Source organism: Pseudomonas sp. GW821-FHT09C10 (genome assembly GCF_059418085.1).
This window is the reverse complement of sequence record NZ_JBWKPE010000009.1, coordinates 242305-267082: the sequence shown is the minus strand read 5'-3', so window position 1 is coordinate 267082 and position 24778 is coordinate 242305. Positions and strand designations below refer to the sequence as shown.

The window sequence follows — 24778 nt, the reverse complement described above, 5'->3', positions numbered from 1 at the left end:
TCATCAATCGGGTTGGCACACCAACGGCTGTCGCTCGTAGTTCAACGCCTTGTTCTGTGGCGCCAGCACATAGCTCGCACGGCAACGCTGTTCGCCCCACTTGATGGTCAGGGTGCCCCGGTCCTGCTCAACCAGCGCCAGGGCATTGCCGTTCGGGTCGGCAATTGCCAGTTGCTTGCCGTTGGCATCTTCCAATGAGGCACCAAACGACAGCGGCTTTCGTTGCGCATCGAACAACTCGAACAACACTCGCCGTCCGGTGGTGCCACTGTAATGCGCGACGACCACGGCCCCCCGGCGCGGTACCAGTTGCTGGGTGGCGTTGGTGATCTCCACGTTGCCCCCCAGGTCACGGGTGTCGAGGCTGATCCAGTTCACCCGATAAGGTTGCGCCGTCGGGATCACCGCATAGCCGTTGGATCCGGTTTCCACACCGCTGTAACTGCTGATCTTCGCCCCGGAGATGCCCGGCACTTGAGCCAGCGCGAAGGTCTCGCTGACCGTTTGCCCCAGGTTGATACCGCCGGCATGGGCCACCACCGAACCTGCGAGGTTGAAGTTCTGCGAGGTGTAGCCCTGGCCCTGGCTGTAGCCGAGGCTGACGTCGGCCACGGCGGTGCGGCTGTTGATATTCACCGAGCCGGAATCGCCGCTGGTATCGCTGTGGCCCGCCTGCACCGAATAGAACGTGTCGCTGGTGTCGGCGACATAGCCGTTGATCCCCGCCTGGGTGGTGGTGTCGCCGTGTTGCCGGCTGGTGGTGACAAAGGCGCGTGGTGCGCGCGCCTGGCTGCCCAGCGGGAATGAGACGGACAGGTTCAACTGCGTGTCGCTGCTGGGTTCGCCCCAGGTGACAATCTGCTTGGTGCGCGTCACGCCCAGGTTGTAGCTCAGGTCGCCCCAGTGGCTGGTGTAGCCGGCGGAAAAACTCTGCGAGCCGCCGCGATTCCAGTAGCGCTGGTCGCTGGCATTCACGTACAGGCTGCCGAACGCACTGTTGCGTCCCAGGCTCTGGTTGATGGTCAGGTCGGTGCGGGTTTTTGAATGCCCGGTGCGAACGCGCACGTCTTCGCTGAGGTCCTCCACGTGGTCGGTGAGGGTGCGGTAGCCCTCGGTGGAGTAGCGGTAGGCGGCCAGGGTGAAGTTGGTGTCGGTGCCGGCGAAGGTCTTGGCATATAGCGCACGCACGCTGCTGCCCTGGGTGGTTTGCCCGCGTGCCTTGCTGGACGAGTGGGTGGCGTCCAGGGAGAACGCGCCCAGCGAGGTGTTCTTGCCGGCGCCGACCGACACGGCGTTGTAGTCCTCGCTGGCCTGCAAACCGACGATGCCGCTGAGGTTGCTGGTCAAGCCGTACGCCAGCGTGCCACTGAGAAAACGCGGGGTCGCCAGGCCGTCGGCGTTGCTCTTGAAGGTACCCGCCGAAACGCTGTATTTGACTTGGCCTTCACGCACCATGATCGGCAGGCTGGAGAACGCCTGCATCGTCACGCGGCGGCTGCCGTCGGCTTCGGTCACGGTGATTTGCAGGTCGCCGTTGGAGCCGCTGGGGTAGATGTCGTTGATCTCGAACGGCCCTGGCGCGACGTTGGCGGTGTAGAGGATGTAGTCGTTCTGGCGAATTTCCACGGTCGCGTTGGTTTGCGCCACACCTCGGATCACGGGCGCATAGCCGCGTTCGCTGTCGGCGCGCATGCCTTCATCGGAGGCCAGTTTCAGGCCGCGATAACGCACGCTGTCAAACAGGTCGGTGTCGGAGAAAATTTCACCGGCGCTGAACTGACCCTTGATCGCCGTCACATCATGCTGCAGGTAGGTGCGGTTGCTGGTGTAGGTGTTCGAGCGCCCGGTACCGCCACTCAGGTTCGATTCGTTGCGCAGACGCCAGGCGCCGAGGTTGATGCCGTTGCGCAGGCCGAGGTTATTGGCGATGCGGGTGTCGTAGTCGCCCGCAGTACGACTGCTGTTGAGCTGGTAGTTGATGAAGGCGGCGGGGACGCCTTCGTCCCACAGCTGCGGGTCGACATAGCCGCGCAAGCCACGTTGCATGGCCACTTGCGGAATGCTCGCCAGCAGGCGCAGGCGGCTGCTGTCATAGCGCACGTTGGCCTCTTCGATTATCTCGGCCAGGGCGTAGCAGTCCTGCGGGTGCTGCGGGTCGAGTTTGCCCTCGGCCTGCAAGCGCGCCAGGTCGATGCCCAATTGCTTGAGCAGGTCGAGGTTCAGGCAGGCTTCGACCCGACCGTTGTGGGGGTTGCGCTTGAAGTCGATATCGCGCCGGCCCACCAGCACCTCGTTGCTGTACAGGTCGACGCGGTAATTGCCCGGCAACACGCTGTTCGCGGAGAGCAACTGCTGCAGGTCGACGGTGGACTGTGCACCTTGCAGGAACGTGGTGTTGAAGCGCTCCGCAGGCTCATCGGCCATTGCCCAGGCCGGCAGGCTGGCGGCCATCGCGAGCGACAGTGTCTTCAACGTCAGTGCGCCGTGCGCGGGCCTGTTGCTGGAAAAAAAAGACATGCGAAGACCTGTGACATCCCGGGTTGGCGAACAGGCGGGCACGCAAACACGCACGCGAGGTGAGCCTGTGGATTAGAAAAGGGGCTTAGGGTTTGCGGCGTGATTCCGTGGCGTGCGCGGGGGCGGCAGCGCCGACGGCCAGGGGCGCGGTGTACGCGTTCTGTGCACCGTAGTCATTGATGCTGGAAAACGACAACTGCACCGGCCCGCTGGCGGGCGTGGCGCCGAGGGGAAACTGTTTCTCCTCGCCGGGCGCGATCATGGTGGAGTCGCTGGCCAGTTGCGCCTGCACTTTGATGTCGGCCATGGACACGTGGTAGAGCGTCGGGTTTTTCACCCGCAGCAGGGTCTGCGCGCCATGTCTGGCCAGGCGCCACTCGAGCTGCGCTGGGGCCTGCAACGCACTGCCTGCGAGGCCGGCAGGGCGGTAGAAAATCTTGATGCGTTGGCGGATCGCCAGTTGCAGGGTGTTCTCGGCCTCGCTGGCCTTGGGGATCTCCTGCACGTTGAGCCACACCACCGACTCGCGGTCCGTGGGCATGCCGGCGCCCTCATACAGGATGCGCAGCAGTTGCTGTTCCTTGGCGAACACCCGCGCCAATGGTGGGGTGACGGCAAACGGTGCGCGGCTGCCGCTGGCATCGTTCATGTCGACCCAGGATTGCACCAACACGTCCTGGTTACCGTTGCGCACGGTGATATTGGCTTCCCTGTGGTCGCCATCGAATACGATACGGGTGGCATTCAGTGAAATGCTGGCGGCGGCCTGGGTAGCCATAAGCATGCCCAGCAGCACCAGGCTCATGGCGATAGAACGAGGCGGCATGAGGGGTATCCGGTGTCATCAAAAAGGGAATGGCGAGGCCGCATGGCCTCGCGCGTTCGGTGCACGGGGCGCCGGGGTTATTCGTATTGCAGGATGAACGGCAGGGTTGCATCACCGCGACCGGCGGTGGACGCACCGGCGGCACCGGTGGTGACGTAGGCCGCCGCGAAGCTCAGGGTGGCGTCGCCGCCTTCAGTGCCTTGACCGTGCATGGTGCTTTCGATACGTGCGGTGGCTGGCGAGCTCAGATCGATCAGCGTGCCTTTGCTGTCCAGGAGGGCGATACCGACGTTTTGCGCGGTGGCCGAACCCGGGTTCAGGGCCAGTACGTTCTTGCCGGTCACCAGGCCCGAACCGCCGTTGTTGGCGTCAAAGATCATCGCCACCTTGGTGCCCTGGTTGCAGTTGACGTTCAGGTTGAAGTCTTTGGCGGTAACGCGACCTGCGGTTGGGTTTTCCGCAGTGCCCATGTCCTTGATCGAGACGTTGCCCATGTCGACCGAGATGGTGCGGTCGGAGTTGGCGCCGTCCACCGAGCAGGCGTCGTTGTTGATCACGCCGGTGAAGGTGATTTTGCCGCTGCCGCCCAGGGTAGGAGTAGGCGCTACCGTATCGTCGGCGAACGCACTGCCGGATGCGGCGATAATGGCCGAGGCGATAACAGCCAGGGAAAACTTCTTCATGATGATGTCCGTTAGTGTTAGTTGGAGAATGTAACTACTGAACTGCCAGGAAAGAGTAAAAGGCGAGGTCGTTAACCAGAATAAGACGATTCTTATAAGTCGAAACTCAGGCGCACTGCTTACGCGTCAAGAACAGGCGGGGAGTTTGAAAATAAAGGGCGAAGCCATTGTCAGCGAATGGCTTGCGAGTGGTTCTTTAGTTGAAAATGTTACGCGCCAGGCAATAAGCGAGCAGGTCTTGGTCGCTGTTAACTTCAAGTTTGCGCATGGCCGATATCTTTTGTGCACTGATGGTTTTTGAACTTCGGTTCTGGCTGCGTGCAATATCACTGACACTCATGCCGGAGATAAACAAGCGCAGGATCTCGAACTCTTTGGGCGACAAGCTGGTAAAGCGCTCGTCGAAGTCGGTGAGGGTTTCGATCACTGATGTCTTGGGCGGTTCCAGGCTGCGATAGGCGCTCTGTTGGGCAATGGCCTGGAGTGCCAGTTGAATTTCGGTGTGCAACTGGCTTTTCTGGATGATGCCGACCACACCCAGCTCTTGCAGGCGGGTGAGAATCAGGTGGTTGGAAATCATCGTGAGGATCAGGACCTGCACCTGTGGGAAATGCCGTTTCAGGTATTCCACCAACTTCAGGCCATCGCCGTAGGGCGAGTCGCCCGGCATGTTGTAGTCGGTGATCACGATGTCGGCGCCCTGGCGCTGCAGCAAATCGATCAGCCCGGCCGAACACACGGCCTCGCCGACCACTCGAAAGCGCGTGTCGCGTTCCACCAGCTCGCGAACGCCCAGCAACACGATCGGGTGATCGTCCGCGATTACCACGTTGAATTTTTTCATAAGGGGCCGTCCGTAGTGCCGGTTCAAGTGAGTGAAGAGTGCCCGGGCTGGAGAGTCTCCAGGACGGCCGACAGTCGCTGCATGACCGCTTTCACCTTGAGCGTAAGGGCAGTGTCGAGGCTGCCACGGTTAAGTGCGCTTTCCAGTTCGATGCAGGCGTGGGCCAGGTCGAGCGCCTGGACGGCACCCAGGGCGCCGGCCAGCGAATGCAGGCGTTGGCCAAGACCGTGGGCGTCGCGCTGGGCCAGGGCGGCGTCGATACCTTGCAAGTCCTGCTCCACGCTGCTGATGAACAGCGGGCGCATCTTCTCCGATAACTGCACGCTGTCATTGAATGACGCGGTGGCTGGCGCAACCGGCGGCTTGACCTTGCACAGCTTGATCAACTGGCCACGCAAGGTTTGCAGGCTCAAGGGCTTGACGATCCAGGCGTTCATGCCCACCGCCAGGCAGCGCACGCCTTCCTCGCGCATCGCATTGGCGGTCACGCCGATGATCGGCAACTGCGGGTCGTGCTCGCGCAGGGCCCTGGCCAGGTCATAGCCATTCATCAACGGCATATTCACGTCGGTCAGCACCAGGTCAAAGGCGTGCGGTTGCCACAAGTGCAGGGCCTGCTCGCCATTGGCGGCCAAGGACACCGAGCAACCGAGTGCTTCCAGCTGTTCCTTGATAATCGCCTGGTTGACCGGGTTGTCCTCGGCCACCAGGATATGCAACCCCAACTGCCCGGCACTTTGCAGGCGCGTCGCAGGCGGTTGCTCATGCTTGCCGTGTTGTGCCAGCGAGACCGTGGCGGCGATGGCACGTACATCGTACATATCCACCCTCCAACCCTGGGCCGTGTGCAGCGGCGGGCTGTGCGCACCTGGCAGGCACAGCACGCGCTGGCCGACCCAGGGCCGCGCGGGGTCGCTGGCGAACAGGTCCACCAGCACCGCGTGGCGGTTGTCCTGTTCCTGGGTGGGCGCCGCCAGCGCCGCCGCAATGCCCAGGCGGTTGAGCCAGTCACTCATTGACTGTGCCAGCTCGCGCACCGGTGCCTGCACATACACCGGCGTCGGGCTGGGCTCGATCAGCGGCAGGTTGGTCAAGGCACCGCCACACAGCGGCAGGCGCATTTTCAATGTGAAGCTGCTGCCCAGGCCCGGCTCGCTGACCACCCTGATCTCGCCGTCCATCATCTGCGCCAGCCACCGGCAGATCGGTAATCCCAGCCCGGCGCCGCCTTCGCTGGCGGTGTCCGGTGCCTGGTAAAACAGATCGAACAGCTTGGCCTGCTGCGCCTCGGGGATGCCCACGCCGGAGTCGGTGACTTGCCATTCCAGGTCAACGTGGTTGGCGTCCTGTGCCGTGACCCGGGCGCGGATCACCACGCGGCCGATGTCGGTGAACTTGATGGCGTTGCTCACCAGGTTATTGAGAATCTGGCGAATCCGCATCGGATCGCCCATGACGCAGTCCGGCAGTTGCGGGTCTATGCAGCTGTAGAGCTGCAAACCCTTGCGCTGGGCGAAGGCGGCGTAGGTGTGCAGGGTGTCTTCGAGCATGTCCAGCGGGCAGAAATCCACGGCTTCTATCGCCATTTGCCCGGATTCGATTTTCGACACATCGAGCACATCGCTGATCAGTTGGAACAGCGTGCCGGATGAGCGCTGGATGGTCTGCAGGTAGGTTTTCTGGTGCGGGTCCAGATCTGTCAGCCCGAGCAGTTCAAGGGTACCGAGCACGCCATACAGCGGTGTGCGGATTTCATGGCTCATGGTTGCCAGGAACAGGGTCTTGGCCTCGTTGGCCGCATCGGCGGCGCGGCGGGCGTCTTCCAGGGCCTGGGCGTCATCGATATGACGGGTGATGTCGTTGAACGCATACAGGCGCACGTCTTCGGCCTGGTAGCGGGTCGACACGAAGCCGATCTGCAGGTGCCGGCCTTCGATCTCCAGGTGCGTCTCGCCGCTCTCGGCGCCCTCAGGTGTACCGGCCATGGCCGCTACGAGGCGTGCGGTGCCCGGCCATTGCTGGGCGCGCTGGTTTTCGATAAGCACCTTGCCGTCGCTGCGGCGCACCACGCATAGGCCGGTGGGTGCGGTGTCGATGATCACGCGGCTGAACGCCACGCTTTCGGCAATGCGCTCGTGGGCCAGGCGCGCCGGGTTGATTACCTGGCGCCGATACCAGCGGCTGCCGCCCCAGCCGAGGGTGATCAGGCCGCCGAGAAACAACGCCAGGCTGCTCAGCGGCCACAGCGCAGAGTGGAAGAAGTGCGCGTAGTTCAGGCCATAGACCGCGCTCCAGGGCCGGTCACCGGCCTGGGTCATCTTGAATTCGAAGCCATCGGCGTTGAAGTGCACGCCATCGCTGAGCGATGCGTCGACGTCGGGCCCGGCCAGCCGCTGGCCGTCGGGGCCCATCAACGTGAGGCGATCGAATGCCGAGTGATCCAGGGCGCGCTGTACATCGTCGACCCGCGACAGGTCGAGCAAGGTGCCGACTACCGCCTGTTCCTGACCGCCAAGTGGCAGGCCGATATACGCCAGCAAATGTTCGGCGGCGGGACCGGCTTGCCAATACACACGGTTTTGTTCCAGGGGCTGGGGCGTCTGCTCCAGGCGTTGTTGCACTGCGTTGACCAGCGCCACCAGGTTGCCCGTGTCCTCTGTGCTTTCGCGGCGTTGGTAGCCCACGGACGGCACGGTAATGGTGTAGTTCGCCTGACGATTGAACAGGAAGGTTTGTGGTGCCTCGTAGGGCGAGGAGGACCAGAAGGCGCTGTAGTAGCTGGTCAGGTGGGCGCCCAGCGCGAAAATCTGCGGCCGGGCAGCGACATTGACCTGTTGCTCATCGAACTTGGCGCTGAAGGGCACCGAAAACGAATACTTCTGGCCTTCGTACAGCGTGCGGTGGTTGTCGACCATGCGGCTTTTCAGGCTGACCTGCACATGGGTGGCACGCAACAGTTCGGCCTGGATGCCCGGGTGGGTCAGGCTCTTGAGATAGGACTCCTGCTCCTGCAGGTTTTCCATCAGCCGCGCGAAGTGAAAGCGCGTGGCGCCGTAGCGTGTTTCGATCCCGCGTTGCAGTGACCAGTAGTTGGTCAGGACCAGCAGCAACGCGATGCCAATCAGCACCATCAGGCCTTTGTTCAGGCGCAATGAGCTGCGGGTGAAAGCTTCGAGGATCGCGTTGTTGTGCTTCATCAAGGGTTTCCGCGGGCGCAGGATAAATCGGCACTGGATGGAGCTTACTCCTTAATACGGGGTAAATAATCCGGGGCCGGCTGCTAGTGAGATGTCGCAGGGCCATCATTGTTCAGTAGTTGTTGAAATTGATCCGGCGACACCGCGTGGGAGATCAGAAAACCTTGCACCTGGTTGCAGTCGATCTTGCGCAGGAGCGCCAGTTGCTGGGGCGTCTCCACTCCTTCGGCGACCACGGTCAGGCCGAGTTTGCGGCCCAGCGCGATGATGCTCGCCAACGCCTGGGCAATGCCTTCGTTGTCATGGCTGCCCTGGACCAGCGCCTGGTCGATCTTGAGTTCGGTAAACGGCGTGGACACCAGGTTCAGGTACGAGCTGTAGCCCTTGCCGAAATCATCCTGGGACAGCCCGAACCCCTTGATGCGCAGGCGGCAGGCACCGGCATAGAAGTTACTGATGTCCTGCGGCACCGAGCACTCCATCAACTCGAAGCAGATCATCCCCGGGATGCCATCGTGGTGCAGCACGAACTCCAGCAGACGGTCCGCCAGGTCGTGGCTGTTGAGCAGGTGGGTGGGCAGGTTGATCGACACCGGGATTTCATAGCCACGCTGGCGCCAGTGTTCCTGGGCGTGGATCGCCTGCTTGAGCACCAGCCACAGTAGTCGTTCCTCCAGTTCGAAGGCCTTGATCGCCGGCAGGAAGGCACCCGGCAGCATCACGCCTTGCTCGGGGTGCATCCAGCGCACCAACGCTTCGGCGGCGACGATACGGCCGTTGGCCAGGGATTTTTTCGGTTGGAACCAGGCCTGGAACTGGCCGGCGCTCATGGCCTGGATCAGGCTGTGACGGTCGATGTCCACGTGCTCGGGCATTGCGGGGGAGGGCTTGCACACCCTGTTCCTGAGTTGTTCCACCAGGCTGCGCAATGCATCGGCGGCAACCGGTTTCGAGATCAGCCCGATCACCTCCACATCGAGGTTTTTTGCCACCAGGCTGGCCGCCATCAACATGCGTCGCGACGCAGCGCTCATGATCGCCAGCGCCGGCTTGCAGCGCAGGCTGGCCAGGCACTGGATAAACTGCACGCCGTCCATGCCGGGCATCAGCAGATCGGTCAGTACCAGGTCGAAATCCCGCTGGCGCAGCTGCTCCAGCGCTTCTTTGCCATCCGCGGCGGTTTCGAGCATGAACTCCCCCAACTCACTGAGCAGGTGCTGCAGGTAGATGTGCTGCAGGGGATGATCCTCAACAATCAAAATACTAAGGGGCTTCATGGGTGATCCGTGCATAAGGCGCCAGGGAGTTGAATAGAGCCCGCAACGCAAAGGGTTTGACCAGGCAGTGGTTCATGCCGGCGGCCAGGCACAGGTCGGCCTCGCCGCGCATGGCGTTGGCGGTGGCCCCGATAATCGGCAACGGGCAGCCCTGGCGGCGCAGTTCGCGCGCCAATTCATAGCCGTTGATATGGGGCATGTTCACGTCCGTCAACACCACGTCGAAGTTGCCGGCGGTGTACAGCTGCAACGCTTCCTGACCATCGGCCGCCAGCTCCACGGTACAGCCGAGCTCTTCGAGTTGGTCACGCAGTATCAGCTGGTTGATGATGTTGTCCTCGGCCACCAGCAGGTGCAGGTTGAGTTTATTCAGGTCACGCTGGCGCGTGTGCTCATCGGCGCGGGCCACCCACAGCCCTTGCGCCTGGCTGACGGCCTGATGAATAGCACCCAGGTGGTTGAGGTTGACGTGCCAGGCACCGGCGTCGGCCTCCAGGGTCGTGCAGGCGTTGCTGCTGACGTGAATCACCGGGCCCGGCCACTCGGGCACCAGCGACGGGTCGATGCTGCCGGGGTGCACTTGCAGCAGCAGATGATTGTCCGCCAGGGTCGGCAGGCCGGTCTGGGCCCTGGCGCCCCAGCGACGCAGCCAGCCACTGACCGAGTTGGCCAACTCCGGAATCGGCGAGGCCACGTAGATAGTCTCGGCCAATAGGGGGGGCATGGGCGGGGTGGGAGCCTCTTCCAGCGGCAGGATCAGACTGAAACTGCTGCCCAGGCCGAGTTCGCTGACCATGCGGATATTGCCGTTCATCAACTCCGTCAGGCGTTGGCAGATCGGCAGGCCCAGGCCGGTGCCGGCGACCACATTGGTGTTGCCTTCACTCTGGTAGAACGGTTCGAAAATCATCGCCTGGTCTTCCTGAGCGATGCCTTTACCGGTGTCCGAGACTTGCCACAACAGGCTGGAACGCTCGCCGTCGCGGCCCAGTACTTTGACCCGCAGCACCACGCGCCCGTAGTCGGTGAACTTCACCGCGTTGTTGAGCAGGTTGTTGAGTATCTGACGGATGCGCGTCACGTCGCCGATCAAGCGTTCCGGCAGCGTGGGATCAAAGCAGGCGTACAGTTGCAGGCCCTTGCCCTGGGCGGCTGCGGCGTAGCCCTGGATGATTTCGTGGACCAGGTCCAGGGGCGAGAATTCGCTCAACTCCAGGGCCAGTTGCCCGGCCTCGATCTTCGACACATCCAGCACGTCGCAGATCAACTGCAGCAGCGTCGAGGAGGAGCCTTCGATGGCATGCAGGTAGTCCTTCTGCTGGGCGTCCAGTTGCGTGCGCGCCAGCAATTCCAGGGTGCCGAGCACGCCATACAACGGTGTGCGGATTTCATGGCTCATGGTTGCCAGGAACAGGGTTTTGGCGGCGTTGGCGGCATCCGCCGATTGGCGTGCTTCTTCCAGCGCCGCCTCGACTTGCTTGCGTGCACTGATATCGCTGAACGCGCAAAACAGCACGTCCTCGCCGCGATAGCGGGTGGGGGCGCTGCTCAGGTACAGGTGGCGGCCGTCGATGGTTTCGAAGTAGTCACTGTGTTCGCTCGGCTCGCAGGCAAAGGCCTGCTCGATCCAGCCGGCGCGCAACGCCTCCCGCTCCGGGCCGTGGCCCAGCCACTGTTGGGCCAGGGTGTTTTCCAGCACCACCTGGCCATCGGTGCGGCGCAGCACGCAGAGGGCAACGGGCGCGGTCTGGATCACGTCGCGGCCGAACGCCTCGCTTTCGATCAAGGCCTGGATGCGATGGATCGAAGGGATGATGAAGCGCTGGTCGACGCGGCGCATCACCAGCCAGATCAACGTCAGGCTGAGCAGGCAGAACAGCAGCGAGCCGAGCAACTGTTTCCACAGGCCGGTGACCACCGCGCGCAGGTCGATGGAGTACATCAGTTGCCAGTCCGAGGACTTCAGATGCTTGCGGATCACCAGGTGGTCGGGCAGGAAACCACTGCCGACAAACCCGAAAAAATTGTCTTCCCTGGGCTTGAGGCGTTGCTGGCTCAGCTGTGAGTCGTGACTGTTGGTGAAGACCAGCATGCCCTGGGAGTTGAGCATCATGAATTCGCCGGCGCTCTGGTCGCTGAGGGTCTGGGACACTTCGCGGCTTTCCATTTCCAGGCCCAGCCAGCCGGAGCGGGGGTCGCGCTCATCCAGGCGAATGAAGATGTAGAGGTGCGAGTGCTGCTCGGTCTTGTCGCTGAGCCACAGCTCCTTGAGTGTGCCCGGGTCGCTGTTTTGCAGGGCCTTGAGGCGGTTGAGCATGCATTTGGAAATCGGCAGCACCTGCGCAGTGGAGTCGTACAGCCGCGTCACCTGTGGGGTCGGGCCGGTGTTCACGTAGAGCAGGTTGACCTGCTTGGCCTTGAGGTAATCGCGCATGCGCGTGGTCAGCCAGATGCTCCACTGGTTGCCTGGCGTGTCACCCAGTTGCAGGTGTTGTTCCTCCTCCGAGGGTGGATAGATCCTTGCCTGCTTGCGCACCGCGGACAGGCTGAGGCTTTCGAGCAGGGCCTCGCGGTTGGTAAAAAAAGTGTGGGCTTCGGCGATGGCGCTGCTCATGTAGCCGCGGCGCTGGGAGATGTCGTTGTTGAACGTCGACAGTAGAAAGGTATAGACCCCGCTCAGGATGCCGATCAGCAGTACGGTCGCAAAAATACGAAGCAGCCTTCTGGCTGCTTCGGGTCGGGAGAGGACGGGGTTGATCTGGAGCAGATAACTTTTCAATCGCATCGGCGCACTTTAAACAGCACGGTGCACCGGGGGTATAAGACGATCCTTAAAACGGGCCTACTTGTAGTACATATCCACCACCACGGCGGCGTCGAAGGCACCCGGGATCGGCAAGGTGCGCCATTTCAGGTCGGCGCGGAATTCATCGTGGCTCTGGCCCAGCCCCATCAACTCTTGCAGCGTGAACCAGTTATTGAACGGCAATTGCTGTTGGCTCTCGGCGCGGGACAGCGCGATGCCCACCGAACTGTTGTTATCCGGCACCAGCAAGCCATTGATCACACTGCCGCCCCCCGCCGTGCTGGCGAAGCGTGCGCTGATGGTGTAGGGCGTGTCGCAGCCCTTGCGCAGGTTCAGGCTGAAGTTGGCGCTGCTGGCCATTTCACCGATGGCAGCCTTGCGCGACGGTGTTGGGAAGTTGACCACGCTGGGGGTGATGGTCAACTCGGGGGTACAGGGCACGAAGCGGATATCGTTCATGCCGGTGACCACGTAGTTGAAATTGCTGTTGGGCCGCGAGTTGAGCCCGCGCACGCCGTCGAGCTGGAATACCCGGTAGGAGGTCAACGTACTGGCTTGCCCGCTGGGTGGCGTGGGGTCGTATTTCTCGATGAACACGCTGAAGTTGAGGGTAAAGCGCGCCTTGTCCCAGCCGACGCAATTGGCCAAGTTGCAGCCTCGATCGGAATAGAAGCCGGTACCGACCTTGCCGGTGCTTTGGGTAATCGGCTGGTTGTTGTAGCGAATGCCCACGCGAATACCCGTGCCGATACTCACGCCGGCCGGATTGACGTAGAAATACACTTCTTCGCGGCCATGGCCGTAGTCGTCCTTGCAGATCACATCGGTCGAGCGCGGGCCCGACTCCCAGATGATGGTGCCGTTGGGCGCATCGGCGGCCACCGCCAGCGCAGTACCCAGTGCCTCCTGGGTGATGATCGAGTTGGTGCCGTCCTCACGGCAGGCCAGGGCGTGGCTGGTAGCCGGCAGGACCGCACAGGCCCACAGCAGCATCGGTAAGCAGTGTTTGGTGAGTGACATGGGGGCAGATACTCCGCGATCTATCACTTGAGCGCCGCACTATGGCGGGCCTGCAAGCCGATATCGGTGATTTCGGTGAAGTGAAGGGGGGTGCCTTTGGCCAGACGTCTCGGTGCGGTGAGGGTTTTGCTCTCATGGGGTTTGAGCAGCAGGTAATCGCTGAGCGCCAGGCTGTCGGTCTGCACATTGACCAGCGACAGGTGAAACGCGCTGGGGTTACTGACGGTGATAGTCGGCCCGTCGTCGCTGCGCCATGATAATTGCCGCACCGCCTCGGCCGAGCCACCCTTGAGCGCGGGCGGCCGATAGAACAGCTTGAGCCGTTGGCGTATTGCGAACTGCACGCTGTTGGCGTCTTGCGCCTTGAGCGGAATTTCCATGACGTTGAGCCAGAACAACGACTCGCGATCGGCGGGCAAGCCTTCCCCGGCATACAGGATGCGCAGCCGGTGATGTTCCCCGGCGCCCAGTCGCACCAGCGGTTCGGGGGTGGCAAACGGCACGGGGCCTGCGGCTGAATCGTCCTCGCCGGTGACCCAGGTTTGCACCACGACGTCACGCGGTGCCTGATTGACCACGCTGATACTGGCGGCCTTGTCCTGGCCGAAGTAGATCAGGCGCGTGCCTTCGATCTTCAACGCAGCACGGGCGGGTGGCGGTGCGAGAGCCAGCAGCGCACAGGCCAGCATCGCCATTCTGAGTAGAAACATGAGCACAATTGAAATCCATGGGAGCGTGTGGGGACGCAGCCCATGGTAGGGAGAGGTGCGCGCGGGGGCTTTCAGGCGATTCTTAAAAGTGTGCCGGTGTACCGGCTTAGCGTTTCAGAATCGCCTTAAAGTCAGGTTTGCCGCCCGACGGTTAACGTAGCGGCGTTGAATGATCGACGCTGATGCCCAACTGTCAGGTTTACCTATGTCCAATAAAGCGTTACGCCTTCTGATTGCCGATGCAGACCTTCTGCAACGGATCAAGATCGAGAAAATGCTCAACCAGATGGGCTATCACCGTATCGCCCCGATTGGTTCGTTCGACGAACTGCTGGCGTTGACGCGTTCCCCCGGCGTGGCATTCGACCTGTTGATCATCAACATGGCGCTGGTGCATACACGGGAGGTGAACCTGTTGAAGTACTGCCATGACAACCCGCTGATCCGCCACACACTGGCGTATGACGGCCAATGTGCGCAGAGTTCAATGGTGTCGGTGTCGGTAAGCCAGACCTTGCATTTGTCGCTGTCGCAATCGCCGGACTTCAACTCGCTGCGCCGTTGCATGGAGATGCTCGATCCCTTGCACACGCCACAGTCACTGGAGCGCCCGACGCTGCGCGCAGTAGACACGGAGCGCATGGCGCCCCGGGGCAGTAAGGGTTCAATAGGCACGCGTGGGTTTTGCCCCGGCGACCCGGCGGTGGTCGCGTGTGCGATCGGGTTGTCGCCCAAGCGCTAGGGGGCTGGCGTTACAAAATGCTCAACGGGTAACTGATGATCACCCGATGCTCATCGCTGTCACGCTGGGTGGTGACTTCGGTGCGCAATGAGGCATGGCGCAAGGCGATGCTCAGGTTCTTCAGCGGGCCTTGCTGGAACACATAGCTCACCGTCAGGTTGCGTTCCCACTCGCTTTTGTCGCCCGTGGGGGTGCGGATGTTCGAGCCGCTTTCGTACATGCCCACAAAGCTCAGGCCTGGCACGCCGACCGTGGCGAAGTCATAGCCGTAACGCACCTGCCAGGTGGTTTCCCCGGCGCGCTGGAATTTGCCGATCATCGACTCGGTCATGAAGTAGGCCGTGGAACCGTCCCCCTGGTTCAGCCACACCGCATCGCTGTCGCCGCTGACCTGTTGCAGGCCGGCGGCAATCGTATGGCCGTCGACCAGGTAAGTGAACAGGGCGCTGCTCAGGCGGCTGTCGACCTTGCCCTTGGTCACGCCGTCGCCGTAGTAGCCGAAGGTGTAGAACGCCGGGTCGTTGCCGTTGGCACCGTCGGAGCGGTTATCGAAGTGGCGCAGGTCGGTGCGCAGGGTGCCCGGGCCGATCTGCCAGTCGTACTTGAGGCCCAGGAAGTTCTGCTTGTAGAAGTCCTGCAGGTTGCCGTAGTAGTACTGCAACGTCAGGTCTTTGGTGGGTTTGTAGTCGACGCCACCGTAGTAGAACTTGTTGACGAACTCACCGCTGACCGCGTTGTTGGCGCCCGGGATCGACATGCCCATCTGGTTGCTCGAACCACGGCCTTTCACGTGTTCCAGCTGGCCGAGGGTGAAGGTGAAATGGTCCAGGTCCTTGGACTGCACCTGTCCGCCGTTGAAGGTCTGTTGCAGCATGCGGTCGGTGGACATCACCACCGGCAGCATCGGCACCAGGGTCCCGTATCTCAGCTCGGTCCGGGCAAAGCGCGCCTTGGCGGTCAGGCCCAGGCTGCCGAACTGGTCCACCGCGCGACCATCGTGATCGGTGGGGAACACGTTGCCGTTGAATGCGGTGCTTTGCGGGTTGTAGTGACGGCCCTTGCCGGAGTCCAGGCGCACACCGAACATGCCGATGGCGTCGATGCCGAAGCCCACCGTGCCCTGGGTGAAACCCGACTCGAAGTTGGCGATAAAGCCCTGGCCCCATTCCTGGGTGTAGTTGGGGTCGGCCGCGCCGCTGCGGTTGTCGGCGTTACTGAAGAAGTTGCGGGCCAGCACGTTGAGCTTGCTGTCTTCCACCAGGCCGGCGGCGTAGCCCTGTTGGGCGATCAGCAGGCCACAAAGACCGGCGAGTACTGTTGGTGCGCGATTGAAAAGCTCCATCGGTGTCATCCCCATGTGTGTTTGGTTTTTTTGAGGGCAGTCAAAAGCGGCAGTGAAGGTTTTCTATTTGTTTTCAGGAGCAGGTTTTTCAGGAGCAACGGTGGCCGGCACGACATGCAGTCGCACCGGCGGCAAGCGGTACAGGATGAACAGCGCCAGCACGCCGATCCCGGCGCACAGCAACAGGCCTACGCCAACGGACTGCGCCAGGGCATCCCGGGCCAGGTTCAGCCACGGCGAGGCGTCGAGGTTGGCATGCAACAGCGTTTGCGGATCGGCGTACGCGGCAATGCCCTCGGCGTGATTCGCGGCGAGAAACACCCGCTGCACATTGGCGCTGTACAGCAGGTTGACCAGCACCCCCATGCCCGCAGTGCCGAGCAGCCCGCCGACCAGGCGCAGGGACTGGGTCAGCGCTGTGGCAATCCCCAGGAACTGCCGTTCGGCCAGGGTCTGGGTGAAGACCGTGAGGTTGAGCAGGATAAATCCCAGCCCCAGGCCGGCCAGCAGGATCAAACCGAGCAGCAGGTTCAACGCGGCCCCGCGCCCGACCACCGCCAGGCCCAGGCACGCCAGCAGCAGTGCGACAAAGCCTGCCAGCGGCAAATGGTTGGGGTTGCGCAAACGGGTCACGATGCGGCTGTTGACGATGGCCCCCAAGGTGATGCTCAACGCCAGCGGCGTGATCAACAGGCCGGCGTCCTGGGGCGAGTAGCCGTAGGCGCCTTGCAGCAACAGCGGCAGGTAGAACAACAGCGAAAACATGATCGCGCCGGCCGCCACCGACAGTACGAACAACCATCGCAGGCTCGGCAAACTGAACAGCGCCGCCGGCAACAGCGCATGGGGGCAACGCCGCTCCCAATGCCACAGCGCGCTGATCGCGGCCATGCAGCCCAGGCCCAGGGCGGTGCTCAACGCCAGGCTCGAATGCCCCAGCCACTCCACAAATAGCTGCAGGCTGCCCAGGGCCAGCGCGATCAATAACGCGCCGGGCCAGTCCAGGCGAATGCCGCTGCGCTGCTGCGGGCGGTACCAGGGCAGAAAGCGCCAGGCGATCAATAGCGCCAGGCACCCCAGGGGCAGGTTGAGGTAGAACACCGAGCGCCAGCCAAAGGCGCCGGTCAGGTAACCCCCCAGGCCCGGGCCGATGGCATTGACCACGCTGAACAGCGCACTCAAGAGCATTTGCCAGCGCAGGCGTTGACGGGTATCGGGAAACAGTTCGGGAATGCAGGCGAACGCGGTGCCGATCAGCATGCCGCCGCCCACGCCTTGCAAGGCGCGGCCAATCACCAGTACCCGCATGTCATCGGCCACGGCACAGGCCAGGGAGGCCAGGGTGAAAATCAACGTGGCGGCGAGCACGAACGGCTTGCGCCCGTAGTAATCCCCCAGCCGCCCGAAAATCGGAATGGTGACGATGGACGCCAACAGGTAACCGGTGGCCACCCACGCGTAGAGTTCAAAGCCATCGAGCTCGGCGACGATGCTCGGCAAGGCGTTGCCGATCACCGTCTGGTCGAGTGCCGAGAGCATCAGCACCAGGGAGATGCCGAGCATGGCCAGCAAGGCTTGCTTGAAACTCAAGGGCGGGTGGGCTGCCACGGTCATGGTCGGCCCTCAGCGCAACGCGGTGACGGCGGTGGCGATGCGTGCACAGCCCTGGTCGAGAGTAGCGATCGCGGTGGCGATCGACATACGGAAAAACGGCGCCAGGCCATACGCCGTACCGGCCACCACCGCCACGCCCTGGCTTTCCAGCAGGTACATCACGACGTCGCTGTCGGTGTGCAGCACCTTGCCCTCGGGCGTGGTTTTACCCAGCAGGCCAGCGCAATTCACATACAGGTAGAACGCACCATCGGGCTTGCGGCAACTGAGGCCGGGAATGGCATTGAGCAGCTCCAGGCAGCGGTCGCGGCGTTGCTGGTAGACCAACACGCTCTGCTGGACGAAGCTCTGGTCGCCGTTGAGCGCTTCCACCGCCGCTGCCTGGCTGATCGAGCAGGCGTTACTGGTGGACTGCGATTGCAGGGTGGCCATGGCACCGATCAGGTCGGCGGGGCCGGCGGCGTAACCGATGCGCCAGCCGGTCATGGCGTAGGTCTTGGACACGCCGTTGACCACCAGGCTGCGCTCGCTCAAGGCCGGCTCGATGGCGAGGATATGCGGGTTGTCCAGGCCGTCGAAACGGATGTGCTCGTAGATGTCATCGGTCATCAGCAGCACATGGGGATAGTCCAGCAGCACATCGGCCAGGGCGCGCAATTCGCTGTGGCTGTAGCTGGCGCCGGTGGGGTTGCTGGGGGAGTTGAGCAGCAGCCAGCGGGTACGCGGGGTGATCGCCGCGCGCAGCTGGCCTGGGGTCAGCTTGAAGCCGTTGTGTTCCGGGCAGGCGAGGGTCACAGGCTCGCCTTCGCAGGCCAGCACCATGTCCGGGTACGACACCCAGTACGGCGCCGGGATCAGCACCTCATCGCCGGCGCCGAGAGTGGCGGCGAAGGCGTTGAAGATCGCACTTTTGGCGCCGCTGGTCACCAGCACTTGCTGGGCGGTGTAGGCCAGGGCGTTTTCCCGTGCCAGTTTGTCGACGATGGCCTGGCGCAGCTCCGGGGTACCGGCGTTCTGGGTGTAGCGGGTTTCACCGCGCTCGATGGCGGCACTGGCGGCCTGGCGAATGTTAGGTGGCGTATCGAAATCCGGCTCGCCCACCACCAGGTTGATGATGGACTGGCCCTGGCGACGCAGCTCGTTGGCGCGGTCGGACGCGGCGCTGCTGGGCGATGGTTTGATGCGTTGCACACGGGCGGCGATGCGGGAGGCAGTCACGGGCGTTCCTCGTTGATGGCGTTGACAGGGGCCACAGTACGAGGCGCGGGGAAGGGCGCCATAAGATGAGTTCGTTCTGGTTTGATAGGCAGTGCTTATGGCTGGGGTTGCACTGTTGCGGTGCGTCCAGTCCTGGCTGCTCCGGGCGGGTGCCTTGGATCGGAGATCAGGGACAGCCATAGCAAAGCCTTATGGCTGGTTATACGGATGGCCTGTCTTTTGCAAACCTGCCAGGTGTACGCAAAACCAAATGTGGGAGGGGGCTTGCTCCCGATAGCAGTATGTCAGTCACAGATGCATCAACTGACACTGCCTCATCGGGAGCAAGCCCCCTCCCACATTTAAGGCATCACTTGTCCATTACATGAGCATCGCCATTTTGAACCTGCGCCGATTGAAGTATTTCGTGAAACTCGTCGACATCGGCAGCATGACCCAGGCCGCCGATGTACTGCATGTGGCGCAACCGGCGTTGAGCCAACAACTGGCAACCCTGGAAGCCGAGCTGCAACAGCAGCTGTTGATTCGCACCAAGCGCGGCGTCACGCCGACCGAGGCGGGCAAGGTGCTGTATGGGCATGCGCAGATCATTTTGCGCCAGTGCGAGCAGGCCCAGAGCGATATCAATGCCACCGGCCAGGCGTTGTCCGGGCAGGTGTCGGTGGGGCTGGCGCCGGGTACTGCGGCGTCGGCGCTGTCGTTGCCGTTGCTGCGCACCGTGCGTGAGCGCCACCCTGGCATCCTGCTGTACCTCAATGAAAATTTCGGTACCACCTTGAGCGAGCTGATCATGAACGGCCGTATGGACATGGCCGTGCTGTATGGCGGGCGCGAGGTGCATGGCCTGAGTTTTGTCTCGTTGTTACGCGAGCCGCTGTACCTGGTGAGTGCCGACCCGGCGATTGCCACGCGTGAAGAAGTGCCCCTGGCCGAACTGGCCGACATGGACATGCTGCTGCCGCGTCCCTACAACGTCATGCGTCGGTTGGTGGACGAAGCCTTCCTGCGCATCGGCCTGAGTGCGCGGGTGGTGGCCGAAATTGAATCCTCGACCACGCTGACCGCCGCCGTGGCCGACCATTTCGGCTCGACCATCCTGCCGGAGTCGTCGGCGCGGGTGATGGTGGCGGCCACTTCGGTGCACATGTGCCGCATCGTCGAACCCGAGGTGGAGGCGCCGCTGGCGCTGTGCCTGTCGGGGCATCTGCCGTTGTCGGTGCCGGCCCAGGCGGTCAAGGCGATCCTGCTGGAGCTGGTGGCGAAGATGCGTGGCAGCCTGATTTGAGCGGTCATAAGGTCGGCTTATCACCCCAAAGCCAAAGCGTCTTGGCCGCTTTTCGAGGGGCTCGGTAGATTGGGCCCATCCACTCAAGACACGCTCGACAGGCAGGGGCCATACATGGATTCAGCACGTATCAAGGGGTTGATGGATTTGCTGGCCGAATCCGATCTGCTGGAACTGAGCCTGACCGAAGGCGACAGCACGCTGCGGCTGTTCAAGCAGGCAGGTCAGGTGATCACCAGCGCGGCACCGACCGTGACTTCAGCGCCAACACCCGCCGCCGCCGTGGCCAGCGCCGCCGTGGAGATCAAGGCCAGCCTCTATGGCGTCCTGCACCTGACGCCCGCCGTGGGTGAGGCGCCGTTCGTCAGCGTGGGCCAAGCGATCGAAGCCGGTCAGACCGTGGCGGTGATCGAGGCGATGAAGATGTTCCACCCGGTCAAGGCCAAGGTTGCCGGCAAGTTGGTTGAGATTCTTGCCCAGGCCGGCGTCGAAGTCGAAGCGGGCCAGGCCCTGTTCCGTCTCGGTTGACCCCCACGCGTATTCGTTATTCAGGTGAATTCAATGTTCGACAAAGTGCTGATCGCCAACCGTGGCGAAATCGCCCTGCGTATTGCGCGTGCCTGCCATGGCCTGGGTATCAAGACTGTGGCGGTGCACTCCGAAGCGGACCGTCATGCGCAGTATGTGCAAAACGCCGATGAGTCGCTGTGCATCGGCCCGGCCGCACCGGGCCTGAGCTACTTGAACCAGACGGCGCTGCTGTTTGCCGCCAGGGTCAGTGGTGCCCAGGCGATCCACCCCGGTTACGGGTTCCTGTCGGAAAACGCCGGGTTTGCCGAGCGCATCGAAGCGGCCGGGTTGACCTTTATCGGGCCGAGCGCCGCATGCATTCGCACCATGGGCGACAAGGTGGCAGCCAAGCGTGCCATGCGTGAAGCCGGTGTGCCGTGCGTGCCGGGGCCGGATTCGAGCATGCCGAGCGACGACGCGAGCATCCTCGCCATCGCCGCCGACATCGGTTATCCGGTGATCGTCAAGGCGGCCGGTGGTGGCGGTGGCCGCGGCATGCGCGTGGTGCAGGCAGAGGCCGAGTTGTTGGCGGCCATCGGTCTCACTCGCGAAGAAGCGCGGTTGGCGTTCGGCAACCCTGAACTGTACATCGAGAAATTCCTCGGCCACCCCCGGCACGTGGAAATCCAGGTGCTGTGTGATGCCCATGGCCATGCGATCTGGCTTGGCTGCCGCGACTGCTCCCTGCAACGCCGCCACCAGAAAGTCCTGGAAGAAGCGCCGGCGCCGGGCATCGATCCCGCGCTGATCGCCACGGTCGGCGAACGCTGCGCCGAGGCCTGCCGCCGCATCGGCTATCGCGGCGTGGGCACTTTCGAGTTTCTGTATGAGGACGGCGAGTTCTTCTTCATCGAGATGAACACGCGCCTGCAAGTGGAGCATCCGGTCACCGAGATGACCACCGGCATCGACATCGTCCAGCAGCAACTGCGCATGGCCCGCGGTGAAGTGCTCAGCGTGCGCCAGGAGGACGTTCAACTGAACGGCCACTCCCTGGAGTGCCGCATCAACGCCGAGGACCCGCTGACGTTTATGCCGACCCCCGGCCTGATCCAGCGTTGGGAAGTGCCCGGCGGCTTTGGTGTGCGGGTCGATTCCCATGTCACCACCGGCTACCGCGTGCCGCCGTACTACGACTCGATGGTGGCCAAGGTCATCACCCAGGGCGCCACGCGCGAAGACGCCATGGCGCGCATGCGCCTGGCCCTGAGCGAGATGGTCGTGGAGGGCATCAGCACCAACATTCCGTTGCACCGCGAGATTCTGGATGACCCGGCGTTCTGCGCCGGCGGCGTCGATATTCATCACCTGGAGCGCTGGTTGCAGCAAAGGAGTCCGATATGAACACCGCCCCTGTCATCAGCCTGCTGGGCTCCAGCGCCTTGCTCTTCGAGGCGCCGGGCGAACTGGACCTGGCCCCGCAGCAGCGCATCTGGCGCCTGGCCCTGCAAGCCGGCGAATGGCCCGAGATCCACGAAGCCGTGCCCGGCATGAACAACCTGATGCTCACCTTCCTCACGCCGCCCCGTGAACTGAACGGCCTGTGCCAGCGCCTGCTGGAAGCCTGGGAACAGAGCCAGCCGCTGCCCCTGGAGGGGCGCATCGTCGAATTGCCGGTGGTGTACGGCGGCGAGTTCGGCCCGCATATGGCGGACGTGATCGCCCACACCGGGTTGGATATCGAGACCATCGCCAACCTGCACTGCGAACCGCTGTACCCGGTGTACGCCCTGGGCAGCCATCCCGGTTATTGCTACCTCGGCGGCATGGACCCGCGCCTGGCCACACCACGGCGCCAGGTGCCGGTGCTGACTATCGGGGCGGGCTCGGTGTCCATCGGCGGGGTGCAGACCGGGGTGTCCGCCTCGGCCGGCCCCAGCGGCTGGAACACCATCGGCCGCACTGAAATGGCGTTTTTCGACCCCGCCCAAACCCCGCCCGCGATCTTGCGGCCGGGTGATTTCCTGCGCTTGCGCATCGAGAGGATCATTCGATGATCGAGATTTTATCGGCCACCGCCCTGGCCACCGTGCAGGACTTCGGCCGCTTCGGCAGCCTGGGTTACGGTGTGGGCACATCGGGCGCCATGGACCACCTAGCCCTGGCCCTGGGCAACCTGTTGCTGGGCAATCCCGAAGACGCCGCCGCGATTGAAATACCGCTGTTCCCGTTCGAGGTACGGCTGCTGCAGGACTGTGCCTTTGCGGTGACCGGCGCCGCTTGCGACGCCACCCTGGACGGCCAGCCCTTGCCACCGAACTGGGTGTGCCAGGGCCGCGAAGGCCAGGTCTTGAGCCTGGGCTATCCGACGTCTGGCAGCCGTGCCTATCTGTGTTTGGCAGGCGGGGTAGATGTGCCGTCGGTGCTGGGTTCGCGCAGCACTCAATTGCGCGGCGAGTTCGGTGGCCTCGACGGCCGCGCCCTGCAACAGGGTGATCGGCTGGGGGCACTGCACCCCGGTATCAGCCCGTTGCCGCTGGATGTTGGGGTGTTGGCGCCAGGCCTGGCGCTGCCGTTGCAGGTTGATGGGGTGCCTGCCATGCGCGTGTTGCCCGCCGCCGAATACGAGCGCTTCCAGGAGGCTTCCCGCGCGGCGTTCTGGGCCGGTGAATGGAAGATCACCACCCAGAGCAATCGCTACGGCTACCGAATGGAAGGCCAACCGCTGCTGCCCATCGCACCGATGGAAATTCGCTCCCACGGCATCGTGCCGGGGGTGATCCAGGTGCCCCACGGCGGCCAGCCCATCATCCAGATGCGTGACGCCCAGCCCAGCGGCGGCTACCCCAAGTTCGGCAGTGTGATCGAGGCCGACCTGTGGCGCCTGGGCCAGGCGCCCATCGGCGGCAAGGTGCGCTTTATCGAGTGCAGCTACCTGGAGGCCGTCGAGGCCTTGGAAACCAATCGCGCGTATCTGCGTGAAGTCAGCCGCCTGCTGGAACTGCACCGTGAAGGAGTGAAAGCATGACCCTTGAGGAAATTCGCCAATTGGCGCTGTGGCTCAAGGAGCACCACCTGGCCGGTGCCGAAATGAGCCGCCCCGGTGTGCACCTGACGCTCAAGCGCGGTGCCTCGGGCGCTGCTGTTGCGGCGCCTGCCGTTGCCGTGGTTGAAGACCAGGTGCTGCGCACCACCGGCCTGGGGCGCTTGCTGCTGACCCATCCCCAACTGGATCAACCGTTCGTGGCGGTGGGCGATCAGCTCAGCGCCGGGCAACTGGTCGCGCTGCTGCAAGTGGGTGAGTTGCTGTTGCCCTTGCGCGCGCCCCGCGCCGCACGGGTCGTCGATGTGCGCGTGCCGTGCGGCACTACCGTCGGCTACGGCGAAGCGTTCCTTGGTGTGGAGTACCCCGCATGAAGATTGATTTGAACGCCGACCTCGGCGAAGGCTTCGGCCCGTGGCGCATGGGCGAGGATGAGGCGCTGATGCACCTGATTTCATCGGCCAATGTCGCCTGCGGTTTCCATGCCGGCGACCCGCTGATCATGGACAACACGGTGCGCCTGGCCAAGGCCGGTGGCATTGACCTGGGGGCGCATGTGGGCTTCCCGGACCTGATGGGCTTTGGCCGTCGGCAGATGAACATCGAGATCAAGGAACTCGCCACCCATGTGATCTACCAGCTCGGCGCGCTCGCCGGGATCGCGGCGGTCAACGGCCATCCCATGACCCACATGAGCTTCCACGGCGCCCTGGGCAATATGGCCGCCGCCGATGCGGCGCTGGCCGAGCCGTTGGTGCGGGCGGTGGCGGCGTTTGACCCGACGCTGATCATCAGTTCTTCGAGCAGCCGCGCCATCGAGGGCGCGGCCGAGAAGTACGGCCTGCGCGTCGCCACCACGTTTCTCGCCGACCGCGCCTATGACGACGATTGCCTGCTGGTGCCGCGCAAGGTCGACGGTTCGGTGATCAAGGCGCCGGCAGCGGTGCTGCGCCGGGTGCGGCAGTTACTGGAGGAGGGCACCGTGACCGCCCTCAGCGGCAAGGTGCTGAGGGTGCCGGCCCATTCGATCCTGTTGCATGGCGACACCCCCGGCGCGGTCGAACTGGCGCGCACCATTCGCGCCGAAATCGAGCAACTGGGCGGCCGCATCACGCCGATTTCCCAGCTGCTGGCCGCGTCATAA

At 63.2% G+C, this 24778-nt stretch carries 20 protein-coding genes; 8 read left to right on the top strand and 12 right to left on the bottom strand.

The window, feature by feature from the left end:
• Nucleotides 1–3: 3 nt before the first annotated feature.
• The 9 genes from AC07OT_RS18900 to AC07OT_RS18860 all read right to left on the bottom strand — a co-directional run bounded on the left by AC07OT_RS18900 (nucleotide 4) and on the right by AC07OT_RS18860 (nucleotide 13880).
• Nucleotides 4–2517, bottom strand: a complete 2514-nt coding sequence (locus AC07OT_RS18900; RefSeq protein WP_495108755.1) for a fimbria/pilus outer membrane usher protein — start codon at nucleotides 2515–2517, stop codon at nucleotides 4–6.
• Between the two features lie 85 nt (nucleotides 2518–2602).
• Nucleotides 2603–3343 (bottom strand): fimbrial biogenesis chaperone, encoded by a 741-nt coding sequence (locus AC07OT_RS18895; protein ID WP_065940260.1) that lies wholly within the window; start codon nucleotides 3341–3343, stop codon nucleotides 2603–2605.
• Nucleotides 3344–3420: 77 nt separating this feature from the next.
• Nucleotides 3421–4026: a fimbrial protein gene (locus AC07OT_RS18890; RefSeq protein WP_027607480.1), complete on the bottom strand. Its 606-nt coding sequence runs from the start codon at nucleotides 4024–4026 to the stop codon at nucleotides 3421–3423.
• 196 nt (nucleotides 4027–4222) lie between these two features.
• Entirely contained in the window at nucleotides 4223–4870 is a 648-nt protein-coding gene (locus AC07OT_RS18885; RefSeq protein WP_027607481.1) for a response regulator, read from the bottom strand.
• 23 nt (nucleotides 4871–4893) lie between these two features.
• Complete coding sequence (locus tag AC07OT_RS18880) at nucleotides 4894–8067, bottom strand: hybrid sensor histidine kinase/response regulator (RefSeq protein WP_495108754.1); 3174 nt, start codon at nucleotides 8065–8067, stop codon at nucleotides 4894–4896.
• Between the two features lie 83 nt (nucleotides 8068–8150).
• Complete coding sequence (pvrR, locus tag AC07OT_RS18875; protein WP_027607483.1) at nucleotides 8151–9344, bottom strand: response regulator cyclic di-GMP phosphodiesterase PvrR; 1194 nt, start codon at nucleotides 9342–9344, stop codon at nucleotides 8151–8153.
• Entirely contained in the window at nucleotides 9331–12129 is a 2799-nt protein-coding gene (locus tag AC07OT_RS18870) for an ATP-binding protein (protein ID WP_495108753.1), read from the bottom strand. The genes pvrR and AC07OT_RS18870 overlap by 14 nt, the downstream gene beginning before the upstream one ends.
• Before the next feature lie 57 nt (nucleotides 12130–12186).
• Nucleotides 12187–13170, bottom strand: a complete 984-nt coding sequence (locus tag AC07OT_RS18865) for a fimbrial protein (RefSeq protein ID WP_495108752.1) — start codon at nucleotides 13168–13170, stop codon at nucleotides 12187–12189.
• A 23-nt stretch (nucleotides 13171–13193) separates the two neighbouring features.
• Entirely contained in the window at nucleotides 13194–13880 is a 687-nt protein-coding gene (locus tag AC07OT_RS18860; protein ID WP_223841607.1) for a fimbrial biogenesis chaperone, read from the bottom strand.
• Nucleotides 13881–14085: 205 nt separating this feature from the next.
• Between AC07OT_RS18860 and AC07OT_RS18855 the strand changes: the two genes are divergently transcribed.
• The gene (locus AC07OT_RS18855) at nucleotides 14086–14622 is read left to right on the top strand and encodes a chemotaxis protein CheY (protein WP_495108751.1); all 537 of its coding nucleotides are present in this window, start codon (nucleotides 14086–14088) and stop codon (nucleotides 14620–14622) included.
• A 10-nt stretch (nucleotides 14623–14632) separates the two neighbouring features.
• Here the strand turns inward: AC07OT_RS18855 and AC07OT_RS18850 are convergent, their stop codons facing one another.
• The 3 genes from AC07OT_RS18850 to AC07OT_RS18840 all read right to left on the bottom strand — a co-directional run bounded on the left by AC07OT_RS18850 (nucleotide 14633) and on the right by AC07OT_RS18840 (nucleotide 18796).
• The gene (locus tag AC07OT_RS18850; protein ID WP_495108750.1) at nucleotides 14633–15964 is read right to left on the bottom strand and encodes an OprD family porin; all 1332 of its coding nucleotides are present in this window, start codon (nucleotides 15962–15964) and stop codon (nucleotides 14633–14635) included.
• Between the two features lie 63 nt (nucleotides 15965–16027).
• A complete protein-coding gene (locus tag AC07OT_RS18845; protein ID WP_495108749.1) occupies nucleotides 16028–17578 on the bottom strand; it encodes an MFS transporter in 1551 nt (516 codons plus the stop codon).
• 9 nt (nucleotides 17579–17587) lie between these two features.
• Nucleotides 17588–18796 (bottom strand): aspartate transaminase, encoded by a 1209-nt coding sequence (locus AC07OT_RS18840; RefSeq protein ID WP_495108748.1) that lies wholly within the window; start codon nucleotides 18794–18796, stop codon nucleotides 17588–17590.
• Nucleotides 18797–19175: 379 nt separating this feature from the next.
• Between AC07OT_RS18840 and nac the strand changes: the two genes are divergently transcribed.
• The 7 genes from nac (at nucleotide 19176) to AC07OT_RS18805 (ending at nucleotide 24778) form a co-directional block, all read left to right on the top strand.
• Nucleotides 19176–20081, top strand: a complete 906-nt coding sequence (gene nac, locus AC07OT_RS18835; protein WP_027608096.1) for a nitrogen assimilation transcriptional regulator NAC — start codon at nucleotides 19176–19178, stop codon at nucleotides 20079–20081.
• A gap of 114 nt (nucleotides 20082–20195) precedes the next feature.
• On the top strand, nucleotides 20196–20609 hold the full coding sequence (locus tag AC07OT_RS18830) for an acetyl-CoA carboxylase biotin carboxyl carrier protein (protein WP_115487009.1): 414 nt from the start codon (nucleotides 20196–20198) through the stop codon (nucleotides 20607–20609).
• Between the two features lie 33 nt (nucleotides 20610–20642).
• The gene (gene accC, locus AC07OT_RS18825) at nucleotides 20643–21995 is read left to right on the top strand and encodes an acetyl-CoA carboxylase biotin carboxylase subunit (RefSeq protein ID WP_495108747.1); all 1353 of its coding nucleotides are present in this window, start codon (nucleotides 20643–20645) and stop codon (nucleotides 21993–21995) included.
• The gene (pxpB, locus tag AC07OT_RS18820) at nucleotides 21992–22648 is read left to right on the top strand and encodes a 5-oxoprolinase subunit PxpB (RefSeq protein WP_027608099.1); all 657 of its coding nucleotides are present in this window, start codon (nucleotides 21992–21994) and stop codon (nucleotides 22646–22648) included. The genes accC and pxpB overlap by 4 nt, the downstream gene beginning before the upstream one ends.
• Nucleotides 22645–23619: a 5-oxoprolinase subunit C family protein gene (locus tag AC07OT_RS18815; protein WP_108574175.1), complete on the top strand. Its 975-nt coding sequence runs from the start codon at nucleotides 22645–22647 to the stop codon at nucleotides 23617–23619. The genes pxpB and AC07OT_RS18815 overlap by 4 nt, the downstream gene beginning before the upstream one ends.
• A complete protein-coding gene (locus AC07OT_RS18810) occupies nucleotides 23616–24008 on the top strand; it encodes a hypothetical protein (protein WP_495108746.1) in 393 nt (130 codons plus the stop codon). The genes AC07OT_RS18815 and AC07OT_RS18810 overlap by 4 nt, the downstream gene beginning before the upstream one ends.
• A complete protein-coding gene (locus AC07OT_RS18805; protein ID WP_495101783.1) occupies nucleotides 24005–24778 on the top strand; it encodes a LamB/YcsF family protein in 774 nt (257 codons plus the stop codon). The genes AC07OT_RS18810 and AC07OT_RS18805 overlap by 4 nt, the downstream gene beginning before the upstream one ends.

Bases quoted from the DNA above. Each gene is read 5' to 3' on its own strand.
- AC07OT_RS18900 (WP_495108755.1), bottom strand. From the start codon at position 2,517: ATGTCTTTTTTTTCCAGCAACAGGCCCGCGCACGGCGCACTGACGTTG.
- AC07OT_RS18895 (WP_065940260.1), bottom strand. From the start codon at position 3,343: ATGCCGCCTCGTTCTATCGCCATGAGCCTGGTGCTGCTGGGCATGCTT.
- AC07OT_RS18890 (WP_027607480.1), bottom strand. From the start codon at position 4,026: ATGAAGAAGTTTTCCCTGGCTGTTATCGCCTCGGCCATTATCGCCGCA.
- AC07OT_RS18885 (WP_027607481.1), bottom strand. From the start codon at position 4,870: ATGAAAAAATTCAACGTGGTAATCGCGGACGATCACCCGATCGTGTTG.
- AC07OT_RS18880 (WP_495108754.1), bottom strand. From the start codon at position 8,067: ATGAAGCACAACAACGCGATCCTCGAAGCTTTCACCCGCAGCTCATTG.
- pvrR (WP_027607483.1), bottom strand. From the start codon at position 9,344: ATGAAGCCCCTTAGTATTTTGATTGTTGAGGATCATCCCCTGCAGCAC.
- AC07OT_RS18870 (WP_495108753.1), bottom strand. From the start codon at position 12,129: ATGCGATTGAAAAGTTATCTGCTCCAGATCAACCCCGTCCTCTCCCGA.
- AC07OT_RS18865 (WP_495108752.1), bottom strand. From the start codon at position 13,170: ATGTCACTCACCAAACACTGCTTACCGATGCTGCTGTGGGCCTGTGCG.
- AC07OT_RS18860 (WP_223841607.1), bottom strand. From the start codon at position 13,880: ATGTTTCTACTCAGAATGGCGATGCTGGCCTGTGCGCTGCTGGCTCTC.
- AC07OT_RS18855 (WP_495108751.1), top strand. From the start codon at position 14,086: ATGTCCAATAAAGCGTTACGCCTTCTGATTGCCGATGCAGACCTTCTG.
- AC07OT_RS18850 (WP_495108750.1), bottom strand. From the start codon at position 15,964: ATGGAGCTTTTCAATCGCGCACCAACAGTACTCGCCGGTCTTTGTGGC.
- AC07OT_RS18845 (WP_495108749.1), bottom strand. From the start codon at position 17,578: ATGACCGTGGCAGCCCACCCGCCCTTGAGTTTCAAGCAAGCCTTGCTG.
- AC07OT_RS18830 (WP_115487009.1), top strand. From the start codon at position 20,196: ATGGATTCAGCACGTATCAAGGGGTTGATGGATTTGCTGGCCGAATCC.
- accC (WP_495108747.1), top strand. From the start codon at position 20,643: ATGTTCGACAAAGTGCTGATCGCCAACCGTGGCGAAATCGCCCTGCGT.
- pxpB (WP_027608099.1), top strand. From the start codon at position 21,992: ATGAACACCGCCCCTGTCATCAGCCTGCTGGGCTCCAGCGCCTTGCTC.
- AC07OT_RS18815 (WP_108574175.1), top strand. From the start codon at position 22,645: ATGATCGAGATTTTATCGGCCACCGCCCTGGCCACCGTGCAGGACTTC.
- AC07OT_RS18810 (WP_495108746.1), top strand. From the start codon at position 23,616: ATGACCCTTGAGGAAATTCGCCAATTGGCGCTGTGGCTCAAGGAGCAC.
- AC07OT_RS18805 (WP_495101783.1), top strand. From the start codon at position 24,005: ATGAAGATTGATTTGAACGCCGACCTCGGCGAAGGCTTCGGCCCGTGG.